The 15,031-nt window shown below is 69.4% G+C and carries 12 protein-coding genes; 7 read left to right on the top strand and 5 right to left on the bottom strand.

The features are described 5' to 3' along the window. Positions 1–12: 12 nt before the first annotated feature. The 4 genes from IGS68_RS10925 to IGS68_RS10940 all read right to left on the bottom strand — a co-directional run bounded on the left by IGS68_RS10925 (position 13) and on the right by IGS68_RS10940 (position 4,750). Positions 13–1,308, bottom strand: a complete 1,296-nt coding sequence (locus tag IGS68_RS10925) for an ABC transporter substrate-binding protein (protein ID WP_201079833.1) — start codon at positions 1,306–1,308, stop codon at positions 13–15. Positions 1,309–1,492: 184 nt separating this feature from the next. Further along, entirely contained in the window at positions 1,493–2,038 is a 546-nt protein-coding gene (locus tag IGS68_RS10930; protein ID WP_247881277.1) for a CinA family protein, read from the bottom strand. Between the two features lie 12 nt (positions 2,039–2,050). Then, positions 2,051–4,117, bottom strand: coding sequence for a CHASE2 domain-containing protein (locus IGS68_RS10935; protein WP_201079835.1), 2,067 nt, complete (start codon positions 4,115–4,117; stop codon positions 2,051–2,053). 3 nt (positions 4,118–4,120) lie between these two features. Beyond that, positions 4,121–4,750, bottom strand: coding sequence for a FecR family protein (locus IGS68_RS10940; protein WP_201079837.1), 630 nt, complete (start codon positions 4,748–4,750; stop codon positions 4,121–4,123). Positions 4,751–5,128: 378 nt separating this feature from the next. Between IGS68_RS10940 and IGS68_RS10945 the strand changes: the two genes are divergently transcribed. Genes IGS68_RS10945 through IGS68_RS10965 form a run of 5 tightly spaced genes read left to right on the top strand, consistent with a single transcriptional unit; the run spans position 5,129 to position 10,967 of the window. Then, a complete protein-coding gene (locus tag IGS68_RS10945) occupies positions 5,129–6,052 on the top strand; it encodes a cytochrome c oxidase subunit II (RefSeq protein ID WP_201079839.1) in 924 nt (307 codons plus the stop codon). Further along, positions 6,049–8,598, top strand: coding sequence for a cytochrome c oxidase subunit I (gene ctaD, locus IGS68_RS10950; RefSeq protein WP_201079841.1), 2,550 nt, complete (start codon positions 6,049–6,051; stop codon positions 8,596–8,598). The genes IGS68_RS10945 and ctaD overlap by 4 nt, the downstream gene beginning before the upstream one ends. Before the next feature lie 10 nt (positions 8,599–8,608). Continuing rightward, positions 8,609–8,986 carry a hypothetical protein gene (locus IGS68_RS10955; RefSeq protein ID WP_201079843.1) on the top strand — a complete coding sequence of 126 codons (378 nt, stop codon included), beginning with the start codon at positions 8,609–8,611 and terminating at the stop codon, positions 8,984–8,986. After that, positions 8,983–9,696, top strand: coding sequence for a cytochrome c oxidase assembly protein (locus tag IGS68_RS10960; RefSeq protein WP_201079845.1), 714 nt, complete (start codon positions 8,983–8,985; stop codon positions 9,694–9,696). The genes IGS68_RS10955 and IGS68_RS10960 overlap by 4 nt, the downstream gene beginning before the upstream one ends. Beyond that, positions 9,696–10,967: a c-type cytochrome gene (locus IGS68_RS10965; RefSeq protein ID WP_201079847.1), complete on the top strand. Its 1,272-nt coding sequence runs from the start codon at positions 9,696–9,698 to the stop codon at positions 10,965–10,967. The genes IGS68_RS10960 and IGS68_RS10965 overlap by 1 nt, the downstream gene beginning before the upstream one ends. A gap of 9 nt (positions 10,968–10,976) precedes the next feature. Here the strand turns inward: IGS68_RS10965 and IGS68_RS10970 are convergent, their stop codons facing one another. Beyond that, positions 10,977–12,809 carry a chloride channel protein gene (locus tag IGS68_RS10970; protein WP_201079850.1) on the bottom strand — a complete coding sequence of 611 codons (1,833 nt, stop codon included), beginning with the start codon at positions 12,807–12,809 and terminating at the stop codon, positions 10,977–10,979. A gap of 159 nt (positions 12,810–12,968) precedes the next feature. Between IGS68_RS10970 and IGS68_RS10975 the strand changes: the two genes are divergently transcribed. After that, positions 12,969–13,967, top strand: coding sequence for a CAP domain-containing protein (locus tag IGS68_RS10975; protein ID WP_201079852.1), 999 nt, complete (start codon positions 12,969–12,971; stop codon positions 13,965–13,967). A gap of 496 nt (positions 13,968–14,463) precedes the next feature. Continuing rightward, positions 14,464–15,003 (top strand): DUF421 domain-containing protein, encoded by a 540-nt coding sequence (locus IGS68_RS10980; RefSeq protein WP_201079854.1) that lies wholly within the window; start codon positions 14,464–14,466, stop codon positions 15,001–15,003. The last annotated feature ends 28 nt before the right edge of the window (positions 15,004–15,031 follow it).

Here is a 15,031-nt window from a genome sequence, read left to right on the forward strand (position 1 = left end):
AGCCGTGCTGCGTCAGTCGCACTGCGCGCCGGGGAAGCCTGCCTTGATCCACTCGATGCTCTTCTGGCCGGGGGGCGGGTTGACGCATTCGGCCTTGAAGTTCTGGATATCGTCCAGCACGACCATCTTGCGGCCCTCGTCGAAGCGGGTGCGGCCGATGGCGGTCTGCTGGATCGCCTGATGTCCGTCGCCCAGCGCCATGCGGATGGTGCCGGCCGGGGAGTGCCACTCCGAACCCTTCAGCGCCGCCGCGATCTGCTCCTTGGTCGGCTTGGTGCCGCCGTTCTCGGCCATCGCCTTCTCGACCGCGACCTTCAGGCCCAGGACCGCCTGGACCATGCGGTAGGGGGCCTGGACCGGATAGACGCCGTAGGCGTCCTGGTAGACTTTCCAGAACCAGTCGTTCAGGTCGCTCTTGGGGGCCAGCAGGCCATAGGCGCCGCGGGCGCCGATGATGGTGCCGTCGGGCATCTTGTCGCCCAGGGAGGGAAGCACGTGGTCGGCGGCGCTCAGCACCACCTGGCTGCGCTTGAACAGCCCGCGCGGGCCGGCCTGGAGGATGAAGGCCTGGAGGTCGCCGCCCCACAGGCTGGAATGGACCACGTCCGAGCCCTGGCGGACCAGGGCCGAGATCTCCGTGCCGTACTGGCCGGCACCGAACTTGGGCAGCAGGTCGGCCTCGGCCTTGAAGCCGGGATAGAGCTGCTCCATGGCGGCCAGGAAGTCGTTCCGGGAGTCGTGGCCCCAGGCATAGTCCTGGTTGATCGCGCTGACGGTTCCCGCCTTGACGCCCTGGGTCTTCATGTACCGGGCCAGGGCCACGTTATCCATGGTGGCGTGGGAGGCCGTGCGGAACACGTATTCGTACTTGGCGTCCTCGAAGATCCGGGGCGTGCCGCAGTCGTACAGGATCAGCAGGCGCTTCAGCTCCTCCGCCGCCGGCGCCACGGCGAGGCAGTCGCCGGAGCTGACATAGCCGATCACCACGTCCACGTTCTCGCGCTGGTACAGGTTGCGAAGCTCCTGCACCTGCTTGGTGGCACCGCCGGCCTCGTCGACCACGACGGTCTCGATGGTCATGCCGCCGAAACCGACCTTGTCGTAAGGGGCTGGCGCCTCGCCCTTGTTGAGCGCCTCGATCACGACCTTGCCGCCGTTCCAGGCCGGAACGCCGAAGCTCTCCGCCGCCTGGCCGGACAGGAAGGTGACGATGCCGACCTTGAACGACTCCTGGGCCTGCGCCGGCTGCGCAATGCCGAAGGCGAGAGCCAGCACCGCCGCGCACGATGCCCTTCGAAAGACTGCCATTCCGTTTCCTCCCTCAAGGAAAGTCAGGGTCCCGTGCCGATTATGGTTTTGTGGTCACGGGCCATCCCTCCGGCCGCGTGGTGAAACAGCGGACTGCCTCAACGACCGGCTTCGGGATGCCTTCCACTCTGGAGACGGTCTGGAAGGGGGTCAACCGATCCGGGGTAGTTAACCCGTTCGGATTTCAGGGTGTCTCGGCCATGGTTTGGCGGGGCTCGCCGATGCCCTCCAGTTCGGCGCGCAGCATCGAGAGGGCGGTGCGGACGCATTCGAGCCGGACGCCGCCGCGGCCCAGGTCGCCGAAACGCTTCATCCGGTGCCGGGTCGGCTTCCCCTTTCGGCCCATGGCGAAATGGACGAGGCCGGGTTCGTCGCCCGGACCGCCGGGGCCGGCGAATCCGGTGATGGCGATGCTGAGATGGGCGTGGGAGTGGTCGATGGCTCCCTCGGCCATCGCGCGGGCGACCTCCTCCGAAACGGGGCCGGGGTCTTCAAGAAGGTGCTGCGAGACGCCCAGCATCTCGTTCTTGGCGTCGTTGGTGTAGGTCACGAAACCGCGTTCGAAGGCGTGGGAGCAACCGGTGATGTCGGTCAACAGGGAAGCGAGCAGGCCGCCGGTGCAGCTTTCCGCCGTGGCGATCATGATCTCCTGGCGGCAGGCGGCCTGCAGCACGTGCTGGACGCACTGGTCGATATCGTCCGGCATGTCGCTGGGCAGGGTTTCCGTCATCTCGTTTATCCTTCACCGGGTCTGGTCCGGTGGCGATAACAGGCCGGGCCGCGCGGCCGTTCCAACCGGGGCCGGCCAGCTCCAGACGCCGACCGGGCGCTCCCGCCCGCGGAGATGCCGGGGCGGCAGTTCGACGAATCCCTCGATCGCCGCGCCGCCGGCGGTGGAGCGCGCCGCCTCGATCACCGCGTCGGAGGCCGCGATGGTCACGCCCAGTTCGCGGGTCAGGGATTCCAGGCGGCTCGCCACGTTGACCGCGTCGCCGATGATGGTGAAGGTGAACTGCCTCGTGCCGCCGGTGTCGCCGATCAGGACCGGCCCCAGGTGGAGCCCCATCGCGACGGTCAGCGCCGGCAGGCCCGCGGACGCAAGCTCCCGGTTCCACTCCGCCATTCCTTCGGCGATCTGCCGCGCCGCCCCCAGGGCATCCCCGGCGTCCCGGGGCGCCGGCTCGGGGATGCCGAAGATGGCCATCGCACCGTCGCCCAGGAACTTGTCCACGACGCCGCCCCGGTCCAGCACCGCAGATTCGACATGGCCGTAGAATCCGCGCAGCACGTCCATCGCCTCACGGGGCGACAGGCGCTCGTTGATCCCGGTGAATCCCACCAGATCGACGAACAGGATCGTCACGGTCTGGATCCGGTCCTCCAGTCCGGGCCTGTTGCTGTTCATCAGCCGTTCGGCGACGGCCGGCGAAAAATAGCGCATCAGGTTGCGCCGCTGCCGCTCGGCCAGGCGCCGCGCCTGCTCGCCGACCTGGGAGCGGCGCGCGGCGAACAGGGCGAAGCCCAGCCCCGCCGCCAGCACCGGCGAGGTCACCGCCAGCCACAGATCCGCCGCGGCGAACAGCACCGCCGTCGCGGCGAGCCAGCCGCCGACCAGGACCGCCGTGCCGGCCGCAGCGGCCATCGGCGCCAGGGCGGACCCGAGCGCCGCTCCCAGGAGCCCGCCGCCCAGGATCGCGGCGATATCGGCCGGCAGCAGGGCGGATCTGTCCTTCGGCGTCCGTCCGGTCAGCAGGTTGTCGATCACGGTGGCGAGATGCTCCGGCCCCGGCAGCGCCCGGCCGAACGGGGTGTGGAAGCTGTCGCCGACGCCCTGGGCCGAAGCGCCGATCAGCACGATTCGACCGCGATAGCTGCCCGGCGGGAGTCGGCCGGCCAGAAGGTCGGCCAGCGAGCGGGTCTCGATCGTCCCGCGCGGGCCGTAATGGTTGACCGGCAGCCTCATCCGGCGGTCGGTGGCGACGAAGTCCGGTCCGAACCGGATACCGTGCCCGACATGGAGAGCCACCTCGTCGGCATCCAGGCCGCGGTACCGCCGGACGGCTTCGACCGGCAGGCTCGGATACCAGGAATCGCCGAAGCGGATCGCGGATTGGTCGTGGCGCAGCACGCCGTCGGCCTCGATCCGCACGGTGACGTGGCCGAGCGCAGCCGATCGGGCGAGGACGGGCACCGGAACGACGACCGATGCCGGGTGACCGTCGCGGAGGTCCGGGATCGCCGGTTCCCGCACCACGCGGAACGCGGCGTTCCGGAGCGCGTCAGGGATGGCGCCGCCGGCCGCTGCGGTTCCGTCCGGATCGAAGCCGAAGGCGAAACCCAGCACGCCGATCCCGGTGGAGTCCAGCGCGGCCGCCAGGGTGCCGTCGGGGTCGGCGGTTTCCAGCAGTCGGTCGATCCGGACGGCCAGCCCGTCCGCGGATCGCGGCAGCCGGCTGCGGGCGTCGTCCAGGATGTCGGCGACCTCGGCCGGCAGCGGCGCCTCGGGTTCGGCAAAAAGCAGGTCGATCGCGACGACGCGCGCGCCGTCCGCCGCCAACCGGCGGACGGCGTCGGCGATCAGCCGCCGGGACAGCGGCCAGCGGCCATGCTCCGCCAGCGTCCTGTCGTCGATCATCAGCAGCGACACGATGCCCGAGGGTTCCAGCGGCCCGCGCAACCCGTAGCGCAGCGTCAGGCTCCGCCCTTCAAGCCCTCGCAGCCATCCGGGTTCGGCATCGGCCAGCCGGAGCCCGGCGAGGACCAGCGGGACGGCGAGCGCCGCCAGCAGCCAGGAACTCCGCCTGCCCATCGCTCAACGATTGGCCGGGCCGACGAGGCGGAGGGTCCGGTCCACCCTGGGCGCTCCCCAAGTGACGGGCGGCGTCGGGTCCCGTCCCGAGGCCACGTCGGTCCCCTCGAAGGGCGCGAGGGTGACGGCAGCCCCCGTGGAACGGCTGCGCACCTCGACCACTCCCTCCAGGCCAAGCACCGCCGTGCCGGCCGGCGTGATCTCCGCCGTCCATTCGGTCGAGCGGGCCGACGCGACCGCCGTGTCGGTCTGGACCGCGAAGCTGCCCAGCCCCGCCTGGCGGACCACGGCCCGGACGATGCCGGACAGCATGGAAAAGAGCGCCGATGTCCGCCCGCCCTGCGGATCGATCGTGTAGTCCGAGACCTGGACGCGGCTTTCCGGCCCGGCGCTCAGGCTGCTGCCGTCGCCGAACAGGACCGTGACCCGGGAGGAGAAGCCGGTCTCGATCACGTCCGACGTGAAGACCGAGGTGCCGATCAGCAGCGGGGACCGGATGTCGTCCCGCAGGATCACGGTGCTGCCTTCCTGCCGGACCACCCGTCCGACCGGTGCCCGATCAGCCGCGGACGCCGACCCGGCGACCATGAGGCCGGCGAGCAGCAGCGGCGTGATTCTTCCAGCGATTCCCATCTTCGAACACCCCCTTCGGTTCTGCGCAGGCATCTTCCCGGAAACGGGCGGGGGGAGGCGCTGAAATTATGGACTGGCCGGCGTTCTAATCGGGTACCGGGACGACCCCGGCGTCCGACGATCCCGGACCACCGGCGATCCTCCTGGTCCAGAGGAGGGAAGGCAACCAACAGCAACTCTCCGTGTTTGAACGTCCGGACCGGTCCGCCGTCCGTCGGACGATCTCAACGAAGAGGGAAAGCCATCTTGGGCAAACGGCCGGCAACTGGACGATCGCTGTCGGACGCGGCTGGGGATAGGAATACCCGCCTCCGTGGTGGCGGGGCGACCATCTCGCTGATCCTTCCCGTCCTTGCATCCTGCACCGGGCCGCAGTCGATGTTCCGGGCGGCAGGGACCGAAGCCGACAGCATCGCCAACCTGTTCTACGTCATGCTGGTCGGGTCGGCCGTGATCTGGCTGGGTGTCATCGGCCTCAGCCTCTATGCGGTCCGGGCGACGCCCGCGAAGAACGGTGCGCGGCGCGGCGTCCAGCTCATCGTCTGGGGCGGCTGCGTCTTCCCGACGGTCGTCCTGGCGCTCCTGCTGGTCTGGGGGCTGGAGAAGATGCCGGACTACCGGCGGCCCGCGGACGGCCCGACGATCGCGGTGTCCGGAGAACGGTTCTGGTGGCGCGTCGCCTATGGTCTGCAGGGGGAGCCCGGGGTCGTGAAGAGCCTGCCCTCCGGGGGCGTCGAGAGCGCCAACGAGATCTGGATCCCGGTCGGCCGCCGTACCGAGATCCTTCTCGGAAGTCCCGACGTGATCCATTCCTTCTGGGTACCGGCGCTTGCCGGCAAGATGGACGCGATCCCGGGGCGGGTCAACCGCATCATCCTCGAACCCACCGTGGAAGGCGTCTACAACGGGGTCTGCGCCGAATTCTGCGGAGAAGCCCATGCCCAGATGGGCCTGCGGGTGATCGCCGTTCCGGAAGCCGACTATGCGGCCCATGTCGAAGCCCAGGCGCAGCCCGCCTCGGTGGTCTCCGGCACGGGATACGAGGCCTTCCTCGCGAGCGGCTGCGGCGCCTGCCATACCGTCCGCGGAACCCCGGCCGACGGCTCGGTTGGTCCCGACCTCACCCATGTCGCCTCCCGCCGCACCATCGGGGCCGGCCTTCTCGAGACCAGCGAGGAGAACCTCGCCGCGTTCATCCGCGCCACCGACCACATCAAGCCCGGCGTCGAGATGCCGGAGTTCGGCGTGCTTCCGGATGAGGAAATCGCCGCCATCGCGAACTGGCTGGGGGAACTGCGATGAGCGAGGCGACCGCGACGCCCGAGGATACCGGACAGACCCCCGATGCCGAGGCGGTGCGCCGCGGCCAGGAAGAGCGTCTGGAGAAGGTTTGGGAAACGCCGAAGGGCTGGCGCTACTGGTCGGCGGTCAACAATACGGAAGTCGGCATCTGGTACACCGCGACCTCGTTCGCCTTCATGCTGTTCGCGGGCGTCCTCGGCCTGATGGTCCGCGTCCAGCTCGCCGTGCCCGAGAACGATTTCCTGACCGCGACCTTCTATAACCAGGTCTTCACCCTGCACGGCACGGTGATGATGTTCCTGTTCGCCGTGCCGATCTTCGAAGCGGTGGCGATCGTCCTGCTGCCGCAGATGCTGGGCGCGCGCGACCTGCCGTTCCCCAGGCTGTCGGCGTTCGGCTACTGGTGCTTCCTGATCGGCGGCGTCTTCGTCTCGGGTTCGATCTTCTTCGGCGCGGCACCGGAAGGCGGCTGGTTCATGTATCCGCCGCTGACGACCCAGGAGCGCTTCACGCCCGGCTATGGGCCGGACATCTGGCTGCTGGGGCTGTCCTTCATCGAGGTGGCCTCGATCGCCGCCGCGGTGGAACTGATCGTCGGGACCCTGAAATGCCGGCCGCCGGGCATGCGGCTCAACCTGATGCCGCTCTATGCCTGGTACGTCCTCGTCGTCGCCGGCATGATCCTGTTCGCGTTCCCGCCGCTGATCGCGGGGGACATCCTGTTCGAGCTGGAACGGCTGTTCCATTGGCCGTTCTTCGATCCCGAGCGGGGCGGCGACCCGGTGCTCTGGCAGCACCTGTTCTGGATCTTCGGCCATCCCGAGGTCTATATCGTCTTCCTGCCGGCGATCGCGTTGGTCGCCATGATCGTGCCGACCTTCGCGCGGCGGCCCCTGCTGGGATACTCCTGGATCGTCCTGGCGGCTGTCGGCACCGGCTTCCTGTCGTTCGGCCTGTGGGCGCACCACATGTTCGCGACGGGCCTGCCGGCGATCACGCTGGGCTTCTTCTCGGCCGCCTCCGAGGCGGTGGCGATCCCGACCGGCGTCCAGATCTTCGTGTTCATCGCGACCCTGTGGACCGGCCGGGTCGTCCATTCCGTACCCATGCTGTTCGTGAGCGGCGCGCTGGCGGTCTTCGTCATAGGCGGACTGACCGGAGTCATGGTGGCGCTGGCGCCGTTCGACTGGCAAGCCCACGACACCTATTTCGTGGTCGCCCATCTCCACTATGTCCTGATCGGCGGCATGCTGTTCCCGCTCGTGGCAGGGGTCTATTACTACTGGCCGCTCGTCGGCAACCGCCGCCTCTCCGACCGGCTCGGCCGGATCGCGTTCTGGCTGATGTTCCTCGGCTTCAACCTCGGTTTCTTTCCGATGCATCTGTCGGGCCTGATCGGGATGCCGAGGCGGGTCTGGACCTATCCCGCCGGGCTCGGCTTCGATCTGCCCAACCTGCTGTCGACCATCGGGGCCTTCATCTTCGCGACCGGCATCCTCATCATCGTCTTCGACATACTCCGGCCGAAGGGGAAGCAGCCCTACGCGGAGCGCAACACCTGGCAGGCCGGCACGCTGGAGTGGCTTGCCGAAGTGCCGGGCAAGGACTGGGGCGTGCGATCCGTTCCGATCGTCACGACGCGCTATCCGCTCTGGGAACAGCCGGGCTTCGTCGAGGACTACGATCAGGGGCGCTTCTACTTGCCGGACGCGGAGGAAATGAAGCGCGAGACGATGGTCACCAGCGTGCTCGACGGCGAACCGGTGCAGTGCCTGCGTGTTCCCGGCAACACCTTCATGGCCATGATCGCCGCGATCCTCCTGGGAGCCGTCTTCATCCTGGCGACTTTCCATTTCTGGTACGCCACGATCGCCGCCATGATCGGGGCGACCATCTCGATCCTCGTCTGGCTATGGCGCGGGACTGCGATGATCCCGGAGAAGCCGGAGAAGGACGTCGGCCTCGGTCTCACCTTGCCCCTCTACATGTCCGGCCCCAAGTCGGTCGGATGGTGGGCGATGTTCATCACCATGATCGGCGACGGGACGGCGTTCCTGTCGCTCGTCTTCGCGTATTTCTTCTATTTCACCATCCATCCGGAGTTTCCGCCGGCCGGGGTGGACGGACCGGGCCTGTTCTGGCCGATGGTTTCGCTGGCATCGATGCTGGGGGCCTGGGCGGCCGCTCGGATCGCGCTGCGGGTCAACCGGGCCGGATCGGTCGGTATGGCGCGGGCGCTGATGGCGGCCGGCGTGGCGCTGGCGCTGGCGGGCGGGGCCGCCCTGGTCTGGGCTCCCTACGGCGCCGGCCTCGATCCTGTCGTCCATGTCTACCAGGCGACCGTGTGGGTGATCGTGATCTGGACGGCCGCCCATCTCGCCGTTGGGGCGCTGATGCTGGCCTACTGCCTGGCGCGGTCCTTCGCCGGCAAGCTGACCCCGGTCTACGACATCGACATCTCGAACGTGGCGCTCTACTGGCATTTCATGGCCGGGACCGCCCTGATCACCGTCGCGACCATCGCGCTGTCTCCGCTCGCGGCATGAGGAGGCTTTGATGGGCCAATCCAGGCAGACCAACGACAATCTCTGGACGCTGATCACGGCGCCGACGATCTGGGCCCTGCATTTCCTGGCAAGCTACGTGGTCGCGGCCATCCACTGCGCGCCGAACGAGGACATCTTCCAGCCCATCGCCCCGACCCGGATCATGGTGGGTGTCATCACGGCGATCGCCCTGGTGCTGATCGGCCTGGTGCTGTGGCGGTCCTTCGGCGAATGGCGCCGGCACGGCGCCGGCTATCGGCACAACGAGGATACCGATATCGACCGCGAGCGCTTCCTGGAGTTCTCAACCGTCCTCCTCGCGGCGCTCTCCTTCGTCGGCGTCGTGTTCGTCGGCCTTCCGGCGCTTCTCGTCGCGGATTGCCGATGACCCGCGCCCATTCCTCCCCTGCCGGAGCGGTCCTCACGGCGCCGGAACGCGCGGAACCCGGCCGGTCCGGGCCGGCGGAACTCTGGCCCCTGGCCGCCGGGCTGCTCCTGCTCGCCCTCTTGTGGTTCGGGCCGCTTCCCGAACGGGCGCGGGGCTCCTTCGCGGCGCACATGGTGATGCACATGGGTGTCGTCGCCGTCGCGGCGCCGCTCCTCGCCGTCGGCGTCGCGCGCGCGATGCCGCGTCTGGTCTCCTCGTTTCCGCCCGCGCTGGCGATCGTGGCCTCGGCGCTGGAATTCGTCGCGGTCTGGACATGGCATGCCCCGGCCCTGCACGACGCCGCGCGGATGGATCCCACGTTCTTCGTCCTGGAACAGGCGTCCTTCCTCGCCGCCGGCGTCCTGGTCTGGGCGACCGCCGTCGGGGCGCCGGGCGACGGCAGGGTGGCCGCGCGGGCGGCCGGCGTCTGCGCCCTGCTGATCACCTCCATGCACATGGTGCTTCTGGGCGGCCTTCTTCTCTTCGCGCCGAGGCCGCTCTACGCCTGCGCCGAAGTCTGCTCGCCCGCCGCCGCTCTGACGCCGCTGGGCGACCAGCAGCTCGGCGGCGCCCTCATGCTGGTCATCGGGGGTTCGGCCTATCTCGCGGGGGGACTGGCCCTCCTGTCATCGGTCCTGCGGGACCGGGCGCCGACCGGGGAGACCGCCTGATGCGGATCGATTTCCTGCTCACCTGGAAGAAGGTTCTGGCCGCCGCCGTCGCGGCCGTCCTCCTGGCGCTCGGCGTCAGCCTCTCCGGCATGGTCTCCATCGCCGCGTCGTCGGGGCATTTCGCCCCGGTCGGCTGGTTCCTGCACTGGACGATGGGGAACGCCGTCGACCGGCAATCCCTGCTCATCTCCGTGCCGCCCGGGATCGATCTGTCCGATCCCGCCCTGGTCCAGAGAAGCGCCGGCCATTTCGCGACCGGCTGCGCCGCGTGCCACGGCGCGCCGGGCGTGCCGCAGTCGCCGGTGGTGCTGTCCATGACCCCCCATCCGCCCCGGCTGGAGGGCCAGGTCGGGGAGTGGAAGGACCGCGAGCTCTTCTGGATCGTCAAGCACGGCATCAAGTATTCCGGGATGCCGTCCTGGGTGACCCAGCACCGGGACGACGAGGTCTGGGCCCAGGTCGCCTTCCTGCGCGCGCTGCCCGACCTGACGCCCGAACGCTACGCCGATCTGGCATTGGGCGGAGAGGCGGTCCGGAAGCCGCGCGAAGCCGGCGGCGAGACGATGGCGGCGCTGGACGGGATCTTCGAGGTCGCCCTGGCCGACTGCGCGCGGTGCCATGGCCGCGACGGCCTCGGCCGGGGCTCGGGGCCGGCGGCGGAGGCCTTTCCGGTCATCGCGGGCCAGCCGGAAGCCTACCTCCTGGCGTCGCTGAAGGCCTTCGCGGCCGGCGAGCGCCATTCCGGCTTCATGCAGCCTCCCGCCAAGCGCTATGACGACGCGACGCTCGCCCAGTTGGCCGCATGGTACGCCTCGCAGCCGGCCGACGCCCGGTCGCCCGGGGAGGACAGGGACCCGGCGCCCGCCGTCGGGGCCGTGGCGGCGCTGGACGGCATTCCCCGCCAGATCCTTCCCCAGGGAGCCCGGAGCGAGAGCGCCATCGTCTCCGCGGCCGCCGCGGACGGCCTGCCGAAGGGTCGGGAAGCGCTGCTCGACTTCGGGCGCCGGATCGCGCTGGAGGGGATCGCCTCGCGCAAGATCCCGTCCTGCACCAGCTGCCACGGCGCCGAGGGACGCCGGAAGAACGACCATTATCCCTATCTCTCCGGCCAGCCCGAATGGTACCTGAAGACGCATCTGACTCTCTGGAAAGAAAAGGAGCGGGGCGGCACGCGCTTCAAGCACCTGATGACCGAGGTGGCGGAGGACCTGACGGACGAGCAGATCGACGCCGTCGCGGCCTGGTATGCGGAGCAGCCGCTGGGGCGCTGACCGCTCCGTTCAGCCCTGTCCCGGCGGCGTGACGCGCGCGCCGGACCGGTGGATGTCGCGCTCGTGGACGATGCCGACCAGGCGTCGGGTCTCCCGGCCGTCCACCACCGGCAGCCAGGGCAGATCCCGCTCCGCCATCAGGGCCAGGGCCGCGCGCGCCTCGTCGTCCGGCTCCAGCACCGGGACGTCGGACCGGACCAGCGCGCCGGCCGTGACCCTTCCGGAGCTCCGGGCCAGCGCCGCCGCCAAGTCGATCGGTGACACCATCCCCGCGAGCCGGCCATCGCCCGACAGGACCAGCACCCGCCCGCCGGGAGCGGCGCGGCAGGCCAACAGGATGTCGCCGACTCCGGCCTCCGGGGAAACGGCATGGTCCGAAGGCCGCAGGATGTCCCCCACCCGGACGGCCCTGGCTCCTGCCGTCCCCCGGGCGGGGACCGCGGGGACCAGCCCGCGCCGCTCCAGCTGGAGCTGGAAGATGGAGCGCGCGTTCAGCCGCCCCATGGTCATCGCGGCGGACACGGTGCCGACCATGACGGCCGTGGTGACGCCGTAGTCGGCGGTCATCTCGAACACGATCAGGATGGTCGATATGGGCGCGCCCAGCACCGCGCCGGCCACGGCGCCCATTCCGACCGTCGCATAGGTTCCCGATCCGGACGCCAGGTCCGGCGACACCGCCGCCACCGCCAGCCCGAACGCCCCGCCGCCGAGCGCGCCGACGGCCAGCGACGGACTGAAGACCCCGCCGGAGAAGCCGCTGCCCAGCGACAGCGCCGTCGCCGAGAACTTGGCCACCAGCAGCGCGACCAGCAGGCCGAAGGGTAGGTCGCCCTGGAGCGCCCGGTCGGTCACCTCGTAGCCGACGCCCAGCACCTCCGGGAACTCCAGCGCCAGGAGCCCGACGCCCAGCCCGCCCAGGGCGGGCCGGGCCCAGCGCGGCAGCCCGACCTTGGGAGACCATGCATCGAACAGGCCATCCACCAGGAAGATCGACCGGATGAATGCCAGGGCGAGGGCGGCCGATGCGAAACCGAGCAGGGCGAAGACGGGCAGCTCCCACAGGGTACCGACCGGGTTCGCCGGCAGGATGAAGGCCGGGAAGTCGCCGTACCACGCCCTGCCGATGGCGGTGCCGGTGACCGAGGCCAGCACCACGGGGGCGAAGGCGGCAACGCCGTACTGGGCGACCACGACCTCGATGGCGAAGAACACGCCCGCGATCGGCGCGTTGAAGGAAGTCGCGACGGCGGATGCCACGCCGCAGCCGAGCAGCGTGCGCCTCAGCCCCGACGACAGGCGGAGGGTTTCGCCGAACCAGGATGCAAGGACGGCTCCCAGGTGGACGACCGGTCCCTCGCGCCCGACGGAGGCGCCGACCCCGAGCGCCCCGGCTGATGCCACGGCGGCGGCCAATCCGCTCCTGAAGGGCAGGCGGCCCTTGGCCCTGCCGGCCTGGGCGATGACGTCGGGAACTCCCATGGGCCGTCCTCCTGGCAGGAACCGGTGCTGGAACAGGCCCAGCAGCAGCCCGCCCGCGCAGGGCGCCAGCAGGATGTGCCACCATGCCAGCTGTTCCAGCCTGTCCAGGATCTGAAGGCCGCCGGTGCCGTAGGCGAGGCTTTGGGAAATCGATATGGCGGTCCGGAACACGATGGCCGCGCCCGCGGCCACCCCGCCGACCAGCACGGCCAGGACGGCGAGAAGAAGCTGGTCGTGCCGCATCAGCCGGCGCAGGCGGACCAGGAGGCGGACGGGAGCCCGGCGCGCCGCGTCGATGGCGGGGTGCGGACCTCCCGCGATGGTTTTCCGACTGTCGCCGGCCGGCGGTCGATTCTTCAAATCTCTGGAACCCCCTCAAACCGGCCGCGAGAATAGGGCGGCGACCGTCCGGCAGTCCACTTCCCGGTGGCCCGTCCGGCCCCGCCCGGACGCCGGCGGCGCGGAACCCTTGGTCCTCCCGTCAGTTCAAAGCTTGACCCGACCGAGAAGGATCCACGGATGACCAAGTTCGCGAGAACCTCGCTACCGCCCGCGACCCGCCGGCTTGCGGCGATCGCAGCGGCCGGGCTGCTGGCATGCCTGATCGCCGTCCGCGCCGCGTCCGGCATGGAAACGGGCGACTTGGCCACGCTCCGGACCGCGGCCCTGGACCTGCTCAACCAGGATCGCCGCGAGCACGACCTGCCGCCCCTCGAGCTGGACGACACGCTGGACGAGGCTGCGCAGAACCATGCGGAGGACATGCTTCGCCGGGACTACTACAGCCACACCTCGCCGGAAGGGGAAACCGTCATGGACCGCTACCGCGCAGCCGGCGGCAGTTCCTCCCGAGTGGTCGCGGAGAACATCGCGCGGTGCGAAGGCTGTCCGCTGCCGCCCGACCGCTCGACCGTCGAGCAGCTGCAGCAGGGCTGGATGAACAGCCCGGAACACCGCCGCAACATCCTGGCTCACGGCCTGGAGCGCTTCGGCTTCGGCATCGCCGGCGATGCCGGGCAGGGCCTCTACGCCGTCCAGAACTTCGCCGGTGCCGGTACCCCGCGCCGCGCGGGCGGGGAGGCCGCAAGCGGAAGAGGCGACGCGCCGACGCGCCGCATCGGGCCGGAGGAGAGGCAGGCCCTGGCGCTCGACCTGATCAACCGCGCCCGGGGGGAGGACGGCGTCGAACCGCTTTCAGGCGCTCCGGCGCTGGCCGAGGCCGGACGCGAAGCCCTGGACGAGGGGGAAAACGGCCAGCCGCTGGACGTCTCCCCGTTCAACCATCTGACGCCGGACGCCAGGGCGCGCTGGCGCGATTTCTCCAGCGTGGCGGGACGGTGCGGCGGCTGCGGGACCGAGCCGACGGACGCCGACGTCCGGTTCTTCGTCGGGCAGTGGCTGGACCAGGCGGACTATCGTCGGACCCTCCTGGACCCCGCCCACACCCATGGCGGCTTCGCGATGGCCGCCGACGGCAGCGGCGGCAAGGTGGCCCTGATGACGCTGGCCGGACCGTAGGGATCGGCCCTCCGGCGCCGGTTCGTCACTTGACCGCTAAACCGGACGCGTAGGGTAGCCACAGGATCAGCATCGGGAACATGATGTGAGCTCTCGTGTGGCTCTCCCGCGGAGAAAGCGATAGTCCGACGTCGCGACGTCGGACTGATGATTGCTTCACCGGGGTAAAGATCGCGTTTACCGTCATTTTGCACGATCAAGAAATGCTGCCGGCAGGAAAGTCGGCTTTGGTTGTCTTGACCGTGATAACAAAGTTTATAGAAAGGACCATGTCAATAATTTCATGATTCCCGCAAGGTTTTTCCTGTCAGGTCATATTTCGCTATAACGGCCAATCTTTGCAGATGCATCCAGTCTTTCCCCTGGCGCCTGGGTCCAAGCGGGCAAGCCGATACGTGAGAGCTTTTTCGGTCGAAGTTGTTGCACTGGGAGCGTCGCCGCGTCGGCCATGTCTGGCCGACGATGGAGACGGAATCCAAAATGCTAAGGAAGCCACATGTTTTTTGACGATTGGACAGGCCTGCTGCGGACCCTCGTGGTCGGCGTGCTGGCCTACATCGCCATCATCATCCTGTTGCGCATCACGGGGAAGCGCACCCTGTCGAAGATGAACGCGTTCGACATGATCGTGACGGTGGCCCTGGGCTCGACGCTGGCGACGGTTCTGCTGTCCCAGAGCGTTGCCCTGGCGGAAGGTATCCTCGCCTTCGCCGTCCTGATCTTCCTCCAGATGATCGTCGCCTGGGCGTCGGCCCGCTGGCAGGGGGTTCGGGACCTCGTCAAGGCGGAGCCGACGTTGCTTCTGCACAAGGGGAACATCCTCGACAAGGCCCTGCTCGATGCGCGGGTGGCGCCCGAGGAGGTGATGGCCGCCGTCCGCTCGAGCGGCTTCGCGAGCATGGAACAGGTCGAGGCGGTCGTGCTGGAGACCGATGGAACGTTCAGCGTCGTCGGCCCGTCTTCCGACGGTTCCACCTCCGCCCTGGCCAACGTCCCCAAGCCGGGCCCGGCGGCGCATTCGTCCGATGCCGCTTGACGGCATCGAGCTCTCCTGATCCCGACCG

This window comes from Skermanella sp. TT6 (genome assembly GCF_016653635.2).
GTDB classification, from domain to species: Bacteria; Pseudomonadota; Alphaproteobacteria; order Azospirillales; family Azospirillaceae; genus Skermanella; species Skermanella cutis.